This is a genomic window from Oceanospirillum multiglobuliferum (assembly GCF_900167095.1).
GTDB lineage: Bacteria > Pseudomonadota > Gammaproteobacteria > Pseudomonadales > Halomonadaceae > Oceanospirillum > Oceanospirillum multiglobuliferum.
In genome coordinates this window covers 63,286-82,996 of the sequence record NZ_FUXG01000003.1, presented here as the reverse complement: position 1 = coordinate 82,996, position 19,711 = coordinate 63,286, and the positions used below count along the sequence as shown (strand labels likewise).

Sequence of the window (19,711 nt, the reverse complement as noted above, 5' to 3'; positions counted from 1 at the left end):
ACGAAAAAGAAACTGAGCTTTCATCTGCTCATGATACTGGTGATCATTTTGTGTACTGGGCTAGGTTTTTGGCAGCTGGAGCGTGCTACCGAGAAAACCATCCTGCTAGAACAAATTCGGCAGGGGCGTTTGCATCCGGAGTCCGCCAATGAACTGTTGCAGCAAATCCGCAATGCTCAAATCAGACCTTATGCTCAATATCGAGTGAGCGGCTATTATCAGTCTCAATACTCGTTCCTGTTAGACAATCGCACTGATAATGGCCGCGTAGGTTATCACTTATTAACCCCTTTCTTATTGGCTACCCCCAGCCTTATAGGACAAACAGACACCCCTTGGCTATTGATCAACCGAGGCTGGATCGCCGCACCTAGGCTACGTGGTGATTTACCCATTATTAACACTCCTACTGGATTAGTTGAAGTTCAGGTACAGCTGAATCTACTTCAGCCTATAGCAGATACGGAACAACTTGATCTTAAATGGCCACTTCGAGTGCAGAAGCTTGATCTGACACAATTCAGCGAACAAATTCAGCATTCGTTATTGCCATACGAATTTAGACTCGCAGATGCAGGGCAAGCGGGCGTGGCATTGGCTCAACCCGCTAGGCCAGCATTGCAACCGGATCAACACATGGGCTATGCGGTGCAATGGTTTATGCTGGCGTTGGTGTTTAGCTTGCTGTGGTCATACCCACTGTGGCGAGGCTATATACCTCTTAATCGCTAGATATTCTTTAGCTTTAACCTAGTCCTCTCTGACTTTTCAACTCTATTCCCTTTCCCCTCTCGGTAACAAATTTGCCCATGCAGGCCTTTTAATCTCTGCTAGCCTAAAAAGGTGGGGCAATTATAGATCAGCATAAAAATAATAAACCCTCGGTATGAGGTGGGAGATTGATCATGCATATCCAATCTGAACAGCAGATTCAGGCCAATCGAAAGCGCCTGACGATGTTGTTGATTTTACTGACGCTACCCTTTGTATTGGCTTGGTTGATGGTACGTTTTGAAGTTTGGATTCCTGCACGCACCAGTAATCACGGGCAACTACTCAGCCAAGAAGCGCCTTTCTATCGTTGGCCGTGGCAGGCTCAAGATAGCTTCCCTGAGTCCCTAAAACAGCATTGGTTATTGGTGCTGGCAACACAGGGGGACTGCCAAAATGACTGCCAAAAGTGGCAGCAGCAATTACAGCAAGTACACAAAGCCTTAGGTAAAGAGGGCGATCGTGTGCGACGGGTTTTTCTACAGCCCGTTATGGCCAGCAGCCAACTACCAGCACCACTGCTAGGCATGGGCTCACAAGAGATTCTAAGCTGGCATGGTTTAACAATGGCAAGTCCTGACTGGCAGGCTCGACCTTGGTTAGGTAAAGACTTTCAGGTGCTATTGGTTGATCCAATGGGCAATTTGGTGACGGGTTACTCAACAGAGCATTCCGCACGGGATCTATTACGAGATCTGCGACGCTTGTTAAAAGCATCCGCAGCGGGATAACACAATAGATTTAATGGGTTCGCTGTTTTGAGAGCACTCAACCAGCGGAGGAGGCAGTTATGCCAAGAAAAAAAGCCATTGGACAGGCTCTTTTGGTGAGCCAGATCGCCTGCGTATTGGCACTAGTGGTGATCACATTAGGTGCTTGGACTCGATTGGTGGATGCGGGTTTAGGCTGTCCTGATTGGCCTGGGTGCTATGGGCATCTGATGGTGCCAACCAGTAGCGCACAACTGGCACAGGCCAATGTTTTATTCCCAAATCATGTTGTGGAAGCCGACAAAGGTTGGCCAGAGATGATCCACCGCTATGCCGCAGGCATATTGGGGCTATTGATCACATGGTTGGCATTCAAAGCATGGCAGTGGCGTAAGCTGAATGGCTATCCCAGAAAGCTCAGCTGGTTACTCTGGACGTTGGTAATCACCCAAGCACTGTTTGGTATGTGGACTGTGACCTTAAAGCTTTGGCCGCCTGTGGTGACACTGCATCTTTTAGGTGGGATGAGCACTTTAGCACTGCTTTTTGTTTTAAGTCTTCGGCTGAAACGCTTTTATAACCGCTGGGCTGATCGCGAGGGCTGGAGCGAAATGCGCTTTGACTCATTGCTGTTACATGAGCACGGTCAACATGAATGGGCACTGTTATGGAAGCTACGCCAATGGGCAAGCTTTGCCTTATTGATACTCATGCTACAAATCAGCTTAGGAGGATGGACAAGCGCAAACTATGCCGCAATGGCCTGTCCTGACTTTCCAACCTGTCAGGGTCAGTGGTTACCCAATACCGATCTGCAACAAGGCTTTAACCTTACTCCTCCTGTAGGTGCGAACTATCTAGGTGGGCAGTTAGATGCCCCCGCACGTGTTGCTATTCATATGGCGCATCGAGCAGGTGCATTAGTCACCATGTTGGTGCTAGGTGGTTTGGCTTTTTATATGTTGAAAAACCCTTTCACTTTATTACTACAAGTACGCGCATTTTGGTTAATGTCGACCTTGATTCTGCAATTGAGCTTGGGGGTTGCTAACGTATTTCTGAACTTTCCATTGCCATTGGCCGTGCTGCATAACTTAGGCGCCGCTTTGCTGCTTTTAGCTTTGTGCAATTTGCTCTGGTATTTACAGGCTTTACATCCGCCGCTTCCGGTGGGAGGGATGGTGCGCCATGCGTAATTTAACAGCTCATTTTTTTGGCTTTGCTTTAAATATGAAACGGTTACCTTGGCGCAGCTACTATCAGCTGTGCAAACCTAAGGTTGTCGCGGTGATGTTGCTGACCGTTGTGGTGGGGATGTGCTTGGCGCTACCCGGTGCATTGCCTTGGGCTAAGGTATTTTGGGCTTTAGTGGGAATTGGTTTGTCTGCTAGTTCTGCCGCTGCCATTAATCATCTGTTGGATGAAAACATTGATCGACAGATGGCGCGTACTCGCTACCGTCCACTACCACAAGGACAGTTACAACCGTTGCAGGTACTAGGCTTTGCACTGGTGCTGGGTACGTTAGGCATTGGTATCTTATTCAGCTTAGTGAACGCCTTAACCGCTTGGTTAACATTGGCCTCGTTAATTGGCTACGCAGTGATCTACACCGCAATACTCAAGCGGGCAACACCGCAAAATATCACCATTGGAGGTTTGGCAGGTGCCGCCCCCCCTTTATTGGGTTGGACAGCGATGACGGGGCAGTTTGATCCTCAGGGGTTGCTGCTCGTACTTATTATTTTTGCGTGGACCCCGCCACATTTTTGGGCTTTAGCCATTCACCGTAAAGCAGAGTATGCAAAGGCTGGCGTCCCCATGCTACCCGTGACACATGGCGAAGCTTTCACCAAATTGCAAATCCTGCTTTACACCTTATTAATGATATTAACCACAATATTGCCCTACATCACAGGAATGAGTGGTCTACTCTATATAACAGGCGTGATGATTTTGAACCTGCGCTTTTTGAAACACGTTATCGTGTTATATCGAGGGCAGGATGAACATGCCGCCATCAGAACCTTCTGGTTCTCAATCCGTTACATCATGTGGCTGTTTGTGGTGTTACTGGTGGATCATTATTTGGTCATCACTTAACTCAAGTTAAGTCTGCAAGTTGATCGCCAAGCGATTGCTAAGAATAAAGCAGCCAAACCGAAAATATTTGCAATATGATCTGTAAAGGCTCAATGAGCCGTAAGGAGGTCGTCATGTTTCAGCACATGTTTGGTGTGATTTATCACCCTAAAGCTGAGTGGCAATTTATTCGTGAGGAAAAGTACTCATGGGTAGACTGCTACAAAAACGATATTGTGTGGATGGCTGCAATTCCACCGCTCAGTTTATTCATTGGCAGTACACAAATGGGCTGGAGTATCGCAGGCGGTGACTACGTTCGTATGACGGTTGCCAGCGCTTTACCCATTGCCTTCGCTTTCTATTTTGCTTTACTGATTGGCACTTATGTTATGGCTCGCGCTGTACATTGGATGGAAAAAACCTATGGCTCCGAAGCCAGTTTTGACCGCTGTATGGTGCTGACCACTTTCACGTCTACGCCGCTGTTTATAGCAGGCTTTGCAGGCTTATGGCCTGTGCTTTGGTTTGTAGTCATGGTAGGTTTGGTGGCCATGTCCTATACCATTTACCTGCTCTACTCAGGAGTAGAAACCATTATGGAGATACCTGAGGAGCAGGCATTTCTATTTGGCACCTCTATTCTTACCGTGGGCATGGTAGTTCTAGTCGGCATAATGACCATGAGCGTCGTCATGTGGGGAATGGGCATGATGCCAATCTTTACTAGTTAACCTAAGGATTAGAGAGCGGATGATAGCAGCATCACCATGTTAGCCGGAGTCACTTTGACCCGGCTATTTTTTTATCCGGTCGACTCCCCTACAATGCCGAGCTTTGCTGAATGTTATCAAGTCAGCCATTGTTGTTGGTTAAATCATCTTATTATGAGAAAAAAATCCCGCCAGTCTCTTTCTCCTCTGCCTTTTCGTGATGGCATAGCGCCTAGCTTTTTGAACTTACCCGCAGGGCGTTGGCCTGATCTGCTCAGTTTTCTACAAGAGCGCTTCAAACACCTTAACCCTGATATGCTGCGTGAGCGTTTAATCAAAGGTGACCTAGTTGATGAACAAGGTAAGCCGCTGGCTTTAGACAGCCCCTATACGCCGAATCGACGTATCTGGTATTACCGTGCTGTTCCTGATGAAACCCCTGTACCTTTTCTTGAACACATTATCTTTGAAGATGAGCGTATTCTGGTGGCAGACAAACCACACTGGTTGTCCACTATTCCGGCAGGCCGCCATTTAAGAGAAACGTTGGTTAGCCGCCTACGTAATAAACTGAATTTACCAGAGCTTGCACCCTCCCATCGTTTGGACCGAGAAACAGCAGGCTTAGTGTTACTCTGCAAAGACCCTGCTTATCGGGGCGCTTACCAATCTATGTTTCAACAAAGGGACGTGCGTAAAACCTACTTAGCTGTAGCCCCAATACACCCTTCGCTAAGTTACCCCCATGTGCATCGTTCAAATATTGTGTCAGGCGATCACTTTTTTACCATGTGTGAAGCGGAAGGTGAGCCAAATAGTGAGACAGAGATCAGCCTAATTTGCCAACAAGAGGAAGCAGGGTTATATCAGCTTAAACCTCATACCGGACGACAACACCAATTGCGAGTTCATCTTAGTGGCTTAGGCATCGCCATTGAGAATGATCCTTGGTATCCCTGTGTGCAGCCAGCCCGAGTACATGATGATTTTAGTAACCCCTTACAGCTATTGGCCTATACACTGGAGTTTATTGACCCTGTTTCAGGTGAGGCTAGATTCTTTCAAAGTCAGCGCCAACTACGTATCACCTTGCCATCAGAAAGCAGAGGCCAAGAAAACTCAACGCCTTAGCACACCATAAGGAATGACCATGTATAAATTCACTTTTTTTGTGCCAGAGTCACATCTTGAAGCCGTAAAACAGGCCGTCTTTGCCACAGGTGCAGGTAAAATAGGCCATTATGATCGCTGCTGTTTTCAACTGAAAGGCGAAGGGCAGTTTAGAGCACTCGAAGGTAGCCATCCTTTTTTAGGTGAACGCGGTCAGCTAGAAACAGTTGTTGAGTATCGAGTTGAACTGGTTTGCGATGAGCAGCATATTCGCTCAGCGGTGGCGGCCATGAAGCTGGCGCATCCTTATGAAGAACCCGCCTATGATGTGATTCGAATGGAGTGTTTCTAACGCGCTAATATGAGCTGGCATGGGACTGATGCCTTGCTCGTTTGGCTTGATACATCAACGCATCAGCTTGCTTGATCAGGGCTTCAAGTGTGCTGCTGGCATCGGTTGAACAGGCGATACCGATGCTAGCGCCGATATGGGTTTCGCCCTCTGTGGTGACAATAGGATAAGCCAGAGCCTTGCGGATCTGTTCGGCCGTTGCCGTAGCGCGCTCGTCAGCGCTTTGATCTAACACAACAACAAACTCATCTCCCCCAAGACGACCTACAACATCAATCCCGAGACTTGTTTGAGCCAAAATCCGTTCGGCAACGGTAACCAAGACCTGATCACCGACAGCATGACCCATTTGATCGTTAATCGGCTTGAAGTGGTCTAGGTCAATCAGCAGTACAGCGACCTTATGAGGGGGGCGATTGAGTCGCTTTTTGCTGTGGTGGAACAAGCCTGCGCGGTTATATAAGCCAGTGAGTGGATCGGTTTCCGCTCTTTTTTGTGCCGCCTTTTTCTCGCTTTTTAACAGCTTAATACGCTGCGCCAAAGCCAAAGAAAACAGTAACACCTCAATGGTAACACCCAGTTGAAAACCATGTTCTGTCAGCAAATTGTTGGGGACTAACCCTGAAGCTCTGGAGACGGTTAAGGCCGCGCCAATAAGCGGGAATAGTTGGGCCGCCATAAACAGTTTGGCGGGCAGAAACTGGGTCAGTGCGACTTTGATACTGACCCAACTGAACAGAATCATCGTATACAAACCCACCACAAACGACATGATATTGCCTAAGCGATATTCTCCCACCACGACAGAGAGCAACATTAGGGCTGCAAACAGATTAACCAGCCTCAGCCCAATATCCAATCGAGGCGTGCGTTGCGCCGTGTTTAAGAACATGCGCCCCCATGCAGTCAATGCAACAAAATAAGCGGCAGGCACTAATACATGCTGGTAGTTGGCAAGCCAAATACTATTTGGCCAGAAATATTGAAAGGCATAACCATTAAGCTCGGTAATGGTCAGAATAGCGGTGGCAGCGGCCATTAAGTAGTAGCCGTATAAGCGATCTCTTAACACCCACCAAAGAATGGCGTTATAGATGAACATAGCCAGCATGATGCCGAAGCTTAGCCCTAACAGTAGGTTTTCCATTAAGTGCCAACGCTGAAACTGCTTCACTGACCAAATCCGAATCGGTGCGACCAAGCTGTCTTGGGTACGGATTTGTAAATAAATCCGTTGTAACTGGTTGTTGTTGAGCTGGAAAGGAAAAATAAAGTTTCGGTATTCAATGGGGCGCTGGGCAAAGGGTTGTAGATCCCCTAAGGTTTGCTGCTGCCAATGACCCTCTGCGGTTTGTGTATAGAGATGCACCTCATCAAGAGAGGCAAACACCACTTCCAACCACCACTCTTGAGGTAATGTGCTCTGCTGTTGTAGATCTAATGCCAGCCAAAGCGTGGCATCGGTGAATCCTAATCGTGCTTCACCTTCTAAGGGTTGAAAGGTTGAGCCTGTAATTTCTTGGATGCCCAGCTGCCCATTCTGATCTAATAAATAGCTCAAATACCCTGTAGCAGATTGGCCATTCTTTTCTGGATTTAGTAGCAAGGGTGCAGCATGGAGATGAAGCGTATAGACAAACAACAGTAAGCCAAGGGTGAAGGCAACAGTCCAATGTTGTAGTCGATAGCCCATAGCAGAACGTTTCCCTATTCAGATCACTCAATTTCAAATATTTTACATGAAATAAGAGAATAAAAGATGTTTTTCCCTAGGAGGCTATTGGGTCGCAATTTGCCAGCATAGGCTCTTGTTCTGCTCAACAAAATGAACAACATCAGGGTCAATTTTACCCTCTTGGACAAGCCCCAAAAGTATAGTCACAATTTTATCAGCAGGCATTGAGGCACGGTAAGGGCGGTTCTGTGCCAAAGCCTGAAAAATATCGGCCACGGTCAGAATTCTAGACTCAATGGGCAGATCAGCCGCTCTCAAATGATAAGGGTAACCTGAACCATCTAAATACTCATGGTGCTGGCAAGCCCATTGTGCGATCTCTTGAAAGGGCACAACTTGCTCTAGAATATCCCGCGCTTCAAAACCATGTCGATGCATGGCCATCACCTCTTTAGCATCGAGAGGACCTTGCTTGTCTAAAATTCGATCGGGAATATGTAGCTTACCAATATCATGTAAATAGCCTGCGATTTTCAGTTGTTGGCACCGCTTAGAGTTAAGATCAAAATGTTGGCCAATGTAAGCAGCTAAAGCTCCCACGTGTAAGCTATGATCTGCGGTATAAGGGCTTTTGGCATCTACGGCAGCAGCTAAAATGAGCGCTACGGCTTCAAGAGCCGAAATATCCAACACGATCTGTTTGGGAATGTCTATCGCATGCAAATAGCGAGTAAGGTGATTGGGTTCAAGGTTAAACCAGAAGGCATCAATCATAGAGGCTTGCACAAACACATCAATCATAACTGGATTGAAGAAGCCGTCCATTTCTAACAGACTTGCATGAATAGACTCTCGTGCATGAACGGGTTCATCATGAGGATTGTCGGCAAGATATTGAAATAACAACGCGTCCACGCGGTCAATCATAAAGATCAAACTGGCGACCTGTTTGCTGCTATCACTGATAGGCAGTTTTTTCAGCTCGTCCCAATGGGTGTGGTGATACTGTATAACCTCGATATACTGGGTATAAAAGGACAGGTTATTTAGACGCTTGACCCCCTCAATGCAGTGCAGATTCGCACGCTCCCAATCCAACAATGTGACCAACAGCTCATGATCTTGTGTCGAAGACACACCAATATCATGGATCAGGCCCGCTACCAGTATATCAGTCGGCTCAAACTCTGGGATATTCAGATATTCTGAGCACTTCCAAGCCATATAGCCAACACGTTTGCCATGTTGTGTATCGTCTACACCCACCTGATCAATCACATCTGAAATCATCAGTGTTAAGTCTTTAAATGATTGATTTTCCTGCATAACATGACCCCAGTTTATAAGCTGCAAATTGATTTATCTTTTTCTGCTCAATTCTCTGTGTGCTATAAGCAAGACCGCTATACTTTTAGTGAGTACTTTGGTTTAACCCTAACGTCATAAGGAAGCACTCATAATGATGAAAGTATATTCAACACTCAATCTACGTTGGCAGATACTGATTCCCGTCACACTACTGGGGATGCTGATGTTAAGTGTAGGCTATAAAGGTTATCAAGGAATTGAATTAGTCAGCGAGCGTTCTGCTGTGATGGCTGCTCAACTAACGCCTGCCACCAGTGCAATTTTGAATGCGGATCGAGATCTTTACCAAGCGGCTACCGCGATGCGAGATTATTTAAATGCCGCCCAAATAGGTGTGGATAAGAGTGAGCCACTGAAAGACTTTAACGACAATGTGTCTCAGGCGGTTGATCGTATGATGAAAGCCCGAACACTGGTGGCGAATACAGGGGTTGAGCTACCCTCAGAGCAGAGCTTTAACCAGCAATTGGCCGCATGGAAAGCGCAGGCTCAACAAGTATTGGCGCTGATTGACAGTCAAAATACGACAGATGCGCTGAAGCTGATAAACGGTGAGGAGGGTAAGGCTTTTGGAGCCTTACGCGATCAGTATGACGCGTTAGGGGAGAAAATTGATGCGTTCTCTGCACAGCTTGCGGTATCTATTACAGAGACCAAGGCACAGGCCAATACGGCCTTAGTAACCTTGCTGTTATTATCGCTACTTTGCTCCGTCCTGACCTCGATTTATGTGCCAAGGTTGGTGGTTCGCCCTGTTAAGCATCTGGAAAAGGTGGTGTCTGATCTGGCTGATGGCGGTGGTGATCTAACACAACGCATTCCTATTCAGGGGGATAATGAGGTGGCGCGTCTCTCTAAACAGATTAATCGGTTTATTGTCTTTTTACAGTCGATGATTGCAGAGGCGCAGCAACAGGCCCAAAACATGCAATCGGTTTCGAACAGCTTGCGCAAAAACACTGAACAAACCAATCAAAGTGCGCAGCGCCAACAACACTCTGTTGCACAGGTGTTTAATGCGGTGTCTGAGTTACAAAGTGCAATACATGAGGTCGCCAATAGCGCTCAACACTCTTCAACACAGTCGGGTGATGTGCATGTCGAAGTTGCCGCATCAAACGATGCCATTAACCAGTCCTCTTCTCAAATCAACAAACTGTCTTCTGAAATGCAGAATGTTGTGACGTTAATCAGCGCACTGGAGCAAGAGAGCCAAAACATTGCCTCTGTACTGGATGTGATTGGTGGCATTGCTGAGCAAACTAACCTGTTGGCACTCAATGCGGCGATTGAAGCGGCTCGAGCGGGTGAGGCTGGACGTGGGTTTGCCGTAGTGGCCGATGAGGTCAGAACCTTGGCGTCTAAAACACAACAATCAACGCAAGACATTCAAGCCATGATTGATCGCTTACAGGACGGCGTGAGTAATGCAGTGAGTGCGATGCAATCGGCCAATACACAAGTGGCCAAAACGGTAAGCAGTGCAGATACCGCATCAGGTGCCCTGCACCGTATTGTGAGTGGCATTGATAACATCAATGCGATGTCGAGTCAGATTGCTTTGGCTACTGAACAGCAAACCTCTGTCATCCAAGAGATGGGGTATCGGATCGATGAAATCAATCAACATGCAGCAGAGTTAAGTGGTTTGGCAGATCATGCCAGTCATGATGGCCATCAACTGGGCGATCTGGTCAAAGTGTTGTCAGGGCATATGCAACGTTTTAGAGTTTAAGTGAAACCTAAATATCAAGGCCTAGATTTTCTCGAAGCAGATCAAAAAGGCATAGCGTTCTTTCGATTGAACGCTATGCCTTATGTTTGTCCACCCTTAGCTTTAACCGTTACTGATAACGCCTTTGATCAGGTTAAGCCTAATTGCTGCATACGTTCTTCCGTCATTTGGTCGATCCAGTGCATCACTTCTTCACTGGCAGACTCCGCGGATTGCATTGCAGCTACAATAGCATCACGGACTGTGACATCTTTTTGCCAATCTTGATCAACCAACGCAAGTGCTTGGTGTACTGAACTATGCACTCGCTTATGTGGTACTTCTAAAGCTTTATAGGCTTGAGATTGTGCAAACTGGCCTTGGTTGAGGTTTTCGTAATACCACCGCCCCAAACGGCACTGGGTGTGGTTCACTTGTACCGCCTGATATTCTGCGCCTTTATCCTGCTCCCCTAGCGCAACATAGCCATTCTGTTTGTAGACCACATGATCCAACTTGACGAGGGAGTGGTAGATCACTGTGCAGATCCCTTCTACTTCTCGGGCTGATGTTTCAGAGGAGTGTGCCAGTTGGTTAAAGCGGGCTTCGAACTGCTCCACCATCTGTTTCATCTCTTGAGTCACTGTTTGTGACTGTTCTGAAACACTGCTGACTTCATCAACACGGCGGCTGAAACCTTGCAATATTTTATCCACAGACTCAGCTGCTGATTTTGTCCGCTGTGACAGCGCTTTAACCTCATCGGCGACCACTGCGAAGCCTCTGCCATTTTCACCTGCGCGTGCCGCTTCAATGGAGGCGTTTAGTGCCAATAGGTTGGTTTGATCAGCGATTTCTTTAATAGTCATAAGGGAAGCGGCAACCTGAGTACTGTCCTGACTAAGTACCTGCACCACCTCTGTCACTTGTTGCACGGTGTGAGTAATTTCATTAATGGCTGCTTGGATAGCACCAACAGAGTTAAGCGACTGTTGTGCTTCTTGTGCATTAAAACTTGACTGTTCACCCACAGACCGAGAGCTTTCATTAATATTAATCAAGTCTTGCTGGGTTTGTTTAAGGTTCTTAATCAGGTTGCTGGTGTTCATTTTATGCAGATTTGAAGCCAAACTATTGGCGTTCAATAGCGCTTGATTATCATGCATGGCTGAAATAGACAGTGTAATCGAGCGCAGAGAGTCGCCCATACGCCCCGGCAAGCCCGCACTCAAAGGGGGACGATTAAAGTTACCTTGAGAGACCTGTCTAAAGGCAGTATCGACCTCTTTGAAGTAGCTCTCTACTTGATCAAGCAAGTCATTCAGCGCCCACGCGACAATACCCAACTCCCCTAACCCTTTAGTACTGTTAACGCGGTGATGTAGCTCGCCTTTTACACTTAGAGTTAAGGTGTTGTTGAGACGTTTTAATATTTCCAGCATCCGGCGAGTTTGGATAATTTGTAATGCAAGTATGGTTGAAACAACCGCTCCACCTGCAACATGCCAATAATCTATGCCATATTGCCAGCTAGAGTAGATAAAGGTTGCGGTTATCACCAGATAGCAAAAAATTGACCCCCAAATAAGCTGGGTATGTAAAAAAGGAATACCTCGGCTGGTATTGTTGTGGCTATTCACCATATTTCACCCCTTACTTAGGCAGTTTACCCTGTTGATACAGTGCGATCATGGCATGACAGTAGTCTATGCCGATCTCTTGTAACCAAGACTCTAGTTTGGCCACAGACTGATCAATGGCACCTGCGCCTTGGCCTGCGGCTTCAATATCCAACATGCTGCGGTATAAAGGTTCGATAAACTGCTTTATCGTCTCTAGATTGGGCTTTCTACGAACTGAGTAATAACCTTTCAACTCACCTTGTAAGTCAAGATCTGGGGTAACATTGGCAAAGACCCAATAATAACTGCCATCTGCACATCTATTTTTAACAAAACCAAAAAACTCATGGCCTTGCTGTAGAGCTTTCCACATCAGTCGATAAACCGCCTTCGGCATATCAGGATGGCGAATAATATTGTGAGGTTGCCCCAACAGCTGCTGTTCTGAGTAACCAGAGATGGCCATAAATTTACGATTGGCGTAGGTTATTTTTCCTTTTGGACAGGTTTTACTGACAATAAGGTCGTGCTCGCCAAGCACAACTTCATGGCTACGTGGGGTAGTTTGACGGGTCATGAGCATGATCAACCATGTGGCGACATAACAGGGTATATAGCGGGTTTAGCTAATACCGAAACTTTAACGCTAAGTAATAATGCTTACAAGATGTAACAATAAAAGTAAGGTTATGCTTTGGTGGAGATCTGGCTGAAACTTAATCTCCCAGCTTATTGTTTTATTTGTAAATTAGTTGTTATGAAAAAGCGTGCCCAAACATTTTAAGTGATAAATACGCACCTCTGGATTGGCAAAGAAACCGACCTCCCAAGGGTTTTTGTCGATAAATGCGGCTTTAATCGGCTCATAAATAGGATGCCCAAGCGGTACTTCATAAGCCTCTGCATCTATTAATACGTAGTTCCAATCAATGGCATTTTCAAAGGTGAAGCTGGCACGCTCATCGATGGCAAAACAGCAGCGATTATCTTTTTGAAGCTGCTGCACTTTGAAAGTTGAAGGGAAGGAGATGATAAAAATATCATCCTCTTCAGAGGATAAAAACGCCATTGCGGTGGTGTGAGGTTGCTCTGGCGTACGAGTGATCAGAACGCCAATTTTATTATCATGCTCAGATTGGCTAATCACAGGCATGGTGGTTAAGGGGGTGGTGGGTAAGTTTTTCAGTGGACGGGCATCAGCCGGATAGTGATAGCCTCTTTCTCTATAACCTAAAACCTCTGACATGCCATGCACTAAGCTAAACTCTCGACAGTCGATAATCAGCGTATTTTGATTTTTAACTTGCTGCACACGCCCTTTATACGAGGTACGAAACACTCTTAACTCAGCGTCATATTCTTCCACACCAGTACGATTATCTAAGTGCAGTGTAACCCAATCGGTCAAATTGAAGCTGTGCCCCGTTGGAATAGTAAACTCCAACTGATGCTGTTCAAGAAAGCGCACTAACCCAATACACAATTTAATTTGATCGCCCTGATAAGAGGCCGCTACAGCAATGGTGGGGCTGCCGATTACTTCTGATAGTGCTTCAACTTGTGTCAGCATATCTTGATCCTGTGTTGAAAGAGCGCTGTCAGCATGAATAGCCTCAGGCGCTAAAGCCAGCTGTTGTTGAATAGGATAACAAAGTTGCCAAATTCGAGTCGCTTCACGGATACCTTTTAAATGGACATCCATGGATTGAGTAAAGGGATGCGGCTGCTGGCAATTTTCTCGCACATCATCCGAAACCAATAGCCATGTCTGATAGGTCTTGCATAAGCTTTCTATGCGAGCGGCTCGGTTAACCCTTTGTCCCAATGCGGTAAAGCTGCGGTGCTCAGCACTACCAAACTCACCTAGCAAACAGTAACCATAGTCGATGCCGATACCAATTTGAAATTGATGATCAAATACCGACTGATAATATTGGTTCAACTGCTGTAAGTTTTTCAACATCTGTTCGGCAGCAAACAAGGCTTGATCACTGGGTGATAAGCGCTGTTGCTCATCTAAACCAAACAGTACCATCATGCCATCGCCTAATAACTTATCCACATGGCCACCAAACATATTCACGGCGGCGGTCATAGCGCTAAAAAAACGATTCAGAATATGGGTGACATCATAAGGTAAGTGGCACTGGCTAAACTCTGTAAAGTTGCGAATGTCGCAAAACATAATCGCGATGGGTTGGGTTTTTGCACTAGGGTTTAAACCATTTTCGAGTGCCAACTGAATATCAAAGTGATCTCTTACCAAGCGCCTGACGGTGATGGAACCTGTAGGTCTTAGCTGACAAGATAAACGCACTTCTGAGGGTAAGTTTTTGCGAGATTTGATCTCTCGCTCGGCCTCTGTTTCAGGAGAACAGTTCTCTAAACCTGCTTCCACAATAACCCGACAAGTTGAGCACAAGCCTTTGCCACCACACTCATGGACATGGGGAATCTGCTGTTTAAGCGCTTGGCAAAGCAGGGTCTCACCCTCGGTTAGAGTGAACTGCTTTTCATTAATGAAGTGAACCAAAGAACTGGAAGCGGAAGATTTTATCACCACACGACACTCACTTATCAGCAAGCCAAAACTCTAGTGTAGAGCTTCGGCTTGCTGCAAGTCATGTGTAAAATATCTGTAGAGTTGATTAGGCAAACTTTGCCATCTCTTTTTGCAGCTTTTGCGATAAACCAAAGAGCTCAATGCTAGAGCGTGAGGTTTGCTCTGCTGCTTGTAAGTTTTGCTGAATTTGCAGCATAACTTCTTTCAAATGCTGTTCAGCCAAAGAGATATTATGTAATTGCTGCTGACTTAAGCCTTCAACTTGGCTATTTCTTTGTTTTAAATCTGCAATATCCTGTTTAATAACCAAAAACACTTCACTGATTTTCGCTGATTGGTTTAACTGCTCTGTTGTAGTGCTTTGTGTGCTACGGATGTTATCAGCCGCTTCTTGTGTCTTCGTTTGCAGGTTCGATACTTTATGGTGAATCTGCTCGGTGGAGGCCTGAGTCTTAGTGGCTAAGTTACGTACCTCATCTGCTACAACCGCAAAGCCTCGTCCCTGCTCCCCCGCCCGAGCAGCTTCTATCGCTGCATTGAGTGCTAATAGGTTCGTTTGGTCAGCGATTTCACTGATGCTATTCATCACATCACTGATAGAACGACTGTCGTTACTCAGTTGTTCTATATGCTGTACCGTGTATTCAACCTCTTGAATTAACTGCTCTGTTGCCAATCTGTTATTCTGTGCCAACTGATTAATCTCAGCGGAACGATTATTCACCTGTAGCATACGCTGCTGAGCTTGTTGAATATGACTTTGTACTTGCTGTGACCCCTGTTCAGTTTCATTCAAAGAGACGTTTAATTGGTCGAGTAGCTGCTGCTGAGAGTGAGTAATAGATAGTGTGTGGTCTGCGCTAGCTTGCAAGCCTTTAGCATTACGCTCTAACTGAGCCGCCATATTTAACGCATGCTGCATACTATTTTCAATGTTACTTACAAACTGGTTAAAAGCTTGAGCCAAAGCTCCCAACTCGTCTTTAGAATCACTTTTCAAACGTACACTAAGATTACTGTCACCATTGGCAATTTCATTCATGTGCTGTACCAGCAAGTTGATACGTTTGAGTACTCTTTTTGAGAGCCAAAATAGCCCTAACGATAGGCACAAACTAAAGAGCGTCGACATAACAAGGTTGATAAAACGGTTGCGCTCTATTCGGCTATCAATTTCCATGCGACTTTGCTCTAGCGTGGTTGAAAGTCGCGATAAGGTAAGGTCAATTTGATCATTTAAATTGCCTATTGCGCCTTCTTGCTCTGATAGGCCCACCTCTTTTGAGGTGCTCACAAAATCGTAAAAGGTTTTTTCGTAAACGCCTATATCAGTAGAGATGCTCTGCTGAAGTGTATCCGTTAACGTGCTGTCACTAAGCTGTTGATTAAAGGTTTGAATAGAGGCTGCAAACTTATCTACGTACTTCTGCTGACCTCGTAACATAAAGTCTTTTTCATGACGCCGAAGCATCAACATAGCAGCGGTTAATTCGGTATGGTTGACACTATTTAAAGATTTCTCCACTCGGTGCACTGCGCTTCTAAGCTTGCCATACATACCTGTTTTTGGTGTTAAGCCCAGTGCTTCTTTCTTTTCAACCAAGGTGGCAAAGGCTTGCTGGTGAGCATCGTTGGCATGTAACGTCATTTCTAGCCAACTGCTGGGGAATTTCTGCTCGACAAATACAGTTTTTAAATCAGACAACTTTTGCGCTAACTGTTTGCCTTCTATAGTAATTTGATCCGCAAGTGCTGCATCGTTATTGTGAAAATAAAGCTGCTCTTGCTCTTTCAACTTGAGCAAATCCGCTCGACTTTCAGATAGCGCTATTTCCGTTTCGCTCAGATCTGACAGTTGATTTAGCGTGTAATTACTCAGCAATAGTATTGAGGCAAAGCCAAGAATACTGATGATGATTAAAAGAATAAAACGTTGGCGGATAGTCATTTGCTCTCTCTCCGAGATAGTGCTCGTTTAGAGCTATTATTTCAGAGAGATCAAATAATATTAGTGACGGTTTTATGACGATTCTGTGGCAAATTTACACTGTTGCAATGAGTCTTGCCTCAGATCAATTTGTTATAATTTGTCTGGCTCAGCGTAGAGTAAGCAGCTCATCAATACCGCATCTTCACGCTCTTCACCGGGTACAGTGTAGTATTTAGGGCGAATGCCATCTTCAACAAAGCCCATTTTTTTGTACAAGTGGCGAGCCGCTTGGTTGCTTTCACGGACCTCTAACAAAATGGCCATTAAATTGTCGGCTTTGGCGAGTTCGATCATCTCGGTGATCAGTCTACGGCCAATGCCTTGGCCTTGTAGGCCGGGCGAAACCGCGATGTTATGCAGGTGCCACTCATCCACTATCTTTTGCAACATGGCATAACCGCAAAGGCGTTTTTCGATATAAACCCCCAGTAGGGTATCACCTCGTTGCATCCCCAACTCAAACATCAATTTTGTCCAAGGGGTTAGGTGGGCATTGCGCTCAATTTCCATCACGGCGTCGAGTTCTAAAATACCCACTTCACGGACTTTCATCATAAGGTTTGATCTGCTTTTGGTTAAGTCAGCTTAATTTAAGTGACAGAGTTTTTAAGAGTGATGAGCTGCTGTAATAGCGCCATTTTATGCTGGCCATTATGCAGTAACTGATTCACAGATATGGGGTGGTGCAGTTGAATATTCAACAGTTGGTGATCTTGGGCTATTAGCTCAGGTAGATCACCAAACCACCAACAGGGCTGATGGCTTTGGCATTGCAAACGCGCCCCTGTCAGTAATGAGTGCAATATCATCAAAAACGCTTCATCTGATACTGACCCTGTATTACTGCGAAAAGGCCACTCAAATGGCATCGACCAACCGTTTTCGGGTAACCCCATAAATCTCAGCGCCGAGGCCAGTAACGGCATAATCTGGTGTTCTGGCCATTGTTCATCTGTGATATTGGCAATAATCAAGGGGGCTGGTTCAGGTAAGCGTACTAATCCTAAGCGTAAACGCTGAGGCACCCTTGAGCTGAGCGCCTTTTCCTCTTGTGCAAGCTCAATAAGCGACGCTGAGCCCACTGTTGTCCTATTCAACACCGCTGCAATCGGACTTGGAGCTTGTACGCTTTGATCAGTTTCTGGTGATAAGCCAACAATCGGTTTAGGCTGGGCAACGGCTTGGCTTTGAGCTTGAATCTGCGGATGATGCCCGTGATGCGTTGCTAACGATGGCTCTATCGGCAGTTCTAATTCGACATACTCAGACGGCAATGCCCCTACCAACGGCAGACGTGGCATCCAACTGGTGACACCCAGTTGTTCGAGGTAGTGTAAGCGTAGCGCTTCGTTCATCAAAGTTCCGAATAACCGCTGAGCGGGCTGTTAAACCCAAATAAAAATAGAGTACGAAAGGTCAAAAAAGGGAGTGATTATAACGATCACCACTCCCTCTGGATACGGCTTAAACCGCCGATTCTTGCGGGTGCTTACGGGCTACATTGCTACAAATCACGTTAAGCGCGTGGATATAAGCTTTGGCAGAGGCCGCCACAATATCCGTGTCTGCGCCCATACCATTCACCAAGCGCCCCTCTTTTTCTAAGCGCACGGTTACTTCACCTTGCGAGTCTGTGCCGCTGGTGATGGCGTTCACCGAGTACAGCTCTAAGGTGGTGCCGCTGTTGGCGATCTGTTCAATCGCTTTGTAAGCAGCATCTACTGGGCCACTGCCCTCTGCTTCTGCGGATTGTTCTTTGCCATCAACACTGACCACAATTTTCGCCACAGGGGTTTCGCCTGTTTTAGACTGCACCTCTAAGGTGACCAGTTTAAAGCGCTCTTCTGCTGAGGCCGCTTTGGTGTCGCTGACCAAGGCTTGTAGGTCTTCGTCATAGATTTCGTGCTTCTTGTCGGCCAATTGTTTGAACAGCACAAAAGCTTGATTCAGTTCGGCTTCTGACTCGAAGTTGATACCCAGTTCAACCAAGCGAGAGCGGAAAGCATTACGACCTGAGTGCTTGCCTAACACGATGGCATTGGCGTTCCAACCCACATCTTCTGCCTTCATGATTTCGTAGGTTTCGCGGTGTTTTAACACGCCATCTTGGTGAATGCCCGATTCATGAGCGAAGGCATTTTTACCCACAATGGCTTTGTTAGGCTGAACAGCAAAGCCCGTAATGGTTGAAACCAAACGTGAGGTCGGCACGATATGGGCCGGATCAATACGAGTGTTGACGTTGAAAATATCGGGACGGGTACGAATCGCCATCACGATCTCTTCTAGTGACGCATTACCTGCCCGCTCACCCAAGCCGTTAATCGTACACTCCACCTGACGTGCGCCCATCTGCACCGCGGCCAAAGAGTTGGCAACCGCCAAACCTAAATCGTTATGGCAGTGTACAGAGAAAATGGCTTTGTCAGCATTGGGAATACGGGTGATCAATTGATGGATCATCGAGCCATATTGCTCAGGAATCGCATAACCTACAGTGTCTGGAATGTTAATCGTTCGAGCACCCGCATCAATGGCCGCTTCGATGATACGACATAAAAAGTCGATCTCAGAGCGGCCTGCATCTTCACAGGAAAACTCAACATCTGCGATTAGATTACGGGCTTTTTTCACCGCACGTACCGCCTGCTCAATCACTTGCTCCGGCTGCATCTGCAACTTGTACTGCATGTGAATCGGTGAGGTGGCGATGAAGGTATGGATTCGGCCTGAATTGGCACCGCGTAGTGCTTCTGCTGCGCGTTCAATATCGGCATCCAACGCACGGGATAAGCTACAAATGGTGCTGTCTTTTACACTGTCGGCTACGGCTTTAACCGCTTCAAAATCACCCACGCTGGCGATGGCAAAACCCGCTTCAATCACGTCCACCTTCATTTTTTCAAGGTGTTTGGCGATACGGACTTTTTCGTCTTTGGTCATTGAGGCACCAGGGCTTTGCTCACCATCGCGCAGTGTGGTGTCAAAAATAACCAGATGGTCCTTACTCATGTTTTAGCTCCTGCTGGCTACCCAGCGAA

Annotated in this window: 17 protein-coding genes; 8 read left to right on the top strand and 9 right to left on the bottom strand. The window is 46.4% G+C overall.

Features of this window, described 5'->3' with window-relative positions; genetic code table 11:
* Positions 1-30: 30 nt before the first annotated feature.
* The 7 genes from B5D26_RS02985 to B5D26_RS02955 all read left to right on the top strand — a co-directional run bounded on the left by B5D26_RS02985 (position 31) and on the right by B5D26_RS02955 (position 5,738).
* Positions 31-732, top strand: coding sequence for an SURF1 family protein (locus tag B5D26_RS02985; RefSeq protein ID WP_159445573.1), 702 nt, complete (start codon positions 31-33; stop codon positions 730-732).
* 173 nt (positions 733-905) lie between these two features.
* Positions 906-1,502 carry a hypothetical protein gene (locus B5D26_RS02980; protein WP_078744207.1) on the top strand — a complete coding sequence of 199 codons (597 nt, stop codon included), beginning with the start codon at positions 906-908 and terminating at the stop codon, positions 1,500-1,502.
* Positions 1,503-1,561: 59 nt separating this feature from the next.
* Complete coding sequence (locus B5D26_RS02975) at positions 1,562-2,677, top strand: COX15/CtaA family protein (protein ID WP_078744206.1); 1,116 nt, start codon at positions 1,562-1,564, stop codon at positions 2,675-2,677.
* Complete coding sequence (gene cyoE, locus B5D26_RS02970; RefSeq protein ID WP_078744205.1) at positions 2,670-3,584, top strand: heme o synthase; 915 nt, start codon at positions 2,670-2,672, stop codon at positions 3,582-3,584. Before B5D26_RS02975 ends, cyoE begins: the two co-directional genes overlap by 8 nt.
* 113 nt (positions 3,585-3,697) lie before the next feature.
* Positions 3,698-4,297, top strand: coding sequence for a Yip1 family protein (locus B5D26_RS02965; RefSeq protein ID WP_078744204.1), 600 nt, complete (start codon positions 3,698-3,700; stop codon positions 4,295-4,297).
* Positions 4,298-4,450: 153 nt separating this feature from the next.
* The gene (locus tag B5D26_RS02960; protein ID WP_078744203.1) at positions 4,451-5,407 is read left to right on the top strand and encodes a pseudouridine synthase; all 957 of its coding nucleotides are present in this window, start codon (positions 4,451-4,453) and stop codon (positions 5,405-5,407) included.
* Between the two features lie 19 nt (positions 5,408-5,426).
* The gene (locus B5D26_RS02955) at positions 5,427-5,738 is read left to right on the top strand and encodes a YqfO family protein (RefSeq protein ID WP_078744202.1); all 312 of its coding nucleotides are present in this window, start codon (positions 5,427-5,429) and stop codon (positions 5,736-5,738) included.
* 4 nt (positions 5,739-5,742) lie between these two features.
* On the opposite strand, the gene B5D26_RS02950 is transcribed toward B5D26_RS02955, so the two are convergent.
* Together B5D26_RS02950 and B5D26_RS02945 are read right to left on the bottom strand one after the other, a co-directional pair.
* Positions 5,743-7,431 carry a diguanylate cyclase gene (locus B5D26_RS02950; protein ID WP_078744201.1) on the bottom strand — a complete coding sequence of 563 codons (1,689 nt, stop codon included), beginning with the start codon at positions 7,429-7,431 and terminating at the stop codon, positions 5,743-5,745.
* Between the two features lie 84 nt (positions 7,432-7,515).
* The gene (locus tag B5D26_RS02945) at positions 7,516-8,739 is read right to left on the bottom strand and encodes an HD domain-containing phosphohydrolase (protein WP_078744200.1); all 1,224 of its coding nucleotides are present in this window, start codon (positions 8,737-8,739) and stop codon (positions 7,516-7,518) included.
* Positions 8,740-8,872: 133 nt separating this feature from the next.
* On the opposite strand from B5D26_RS02945, the gene B5D26_RS02940 reads away from it, so the two are divergent.
* Complete coding sequence (locus B5D26_RS02940; protein WP_078744199.1) at positions 8,873-10,516, top strand: methyl-accepting chemotaxis protein; 1,644 nt, start codon at positions 8,873-8,875, stop codon at positions 10,514-10,516.
* Between the two features lie 128 nt (positions 10,517-10,644).
* Here the strand turns inward: B5D26_RS02940 and B5D26_RS16715 are convergent, their stop codons facing one another.
* The 7 genes from B5D26_RS16715 to B5D26_RS02905 form a co-directional block, all read right to left on the bottom strand.
* Complete coding sequence (locus B5D26_RS16715; RefSeq protein WP_078744198.1) at positions 10,645-12,138, bottom strand: methyl-accepting chemotaxis protein; 1,494 nt, start codon at positions 12,136-12,138, stop codon at positions 10,645-10,647.
* Between the two features lie 10 nt (positions 12,139-12,148).
* Entirely contained in the window at positions 12,149-12,694 is a 546-nt protein-coding gene (locus B5D26_RS02930) for a PAS domain-containing protein (RefSeq protein ID WP_078744197.1), read from the bottom strand.
* 171 nt (positions 12,695-12,865) lie between these two features.
* Positions 12,866-14,680: an adenylate/guanylate cyclase domain-containing protein gene (locus tag B5D26_RS02925; protein ID WP_159445572.1), complete on the bottom strand. Its 1,815-nt coding sequence runs from the start codon at positions 14,678-14,680 to the stop codon at positions 12,866-12,868.
* Positions 14,681-14,765: 85 nt separating this feature from the next.
* Positions 14,766-16,628, bottom strand: coding sequence for a methyl-accepting chemotaxis protein (locus B5D26_RS02920; protein ID WP_078744195.1), 1,863 nt, complete (start codon positions 16,626-16,628; stop codon positions 14,766-14,768).
* 132 nt (positions 16,629-16,760) lie between these two features.
* Entirely contained in the window at positions 16,761-17,225 is a 465-nt protein-coding gene (gene rimI / locus B5D26_RS02915) for a ribosomal protein S18-alanine N-acetyltransferase (protein ID WP_078744194.1), read from the bottom strand.
* 35 nt (positions 17,226-17,260) lie between these two features.
* Positions 17,261-18,025 carry a hypothetical protein gene (locus tag B5D26_RS02910; protein WP_078744193.1) on the bottom strand — a complete coding sequence of 255 codons (765 nt, stop codon included), beginning with the start codon at positions 18,023-18,025 and terminating at the stop codon, positions 17,261-17,263.
* Positions 18,026-18,134: 109 nt separating this feature from the next.
* Entirely contained in the window at positions 18,135-19,682 is a 1,548-nt protein-coding gene (locus B5D26_RS02905) for a 2-isopropylmalate synthase (RefSeq protein WP_078744192.1), read from the bottom strand.
* Positions 19,683-19,711 lie beyond the last annotated feature (29 nt).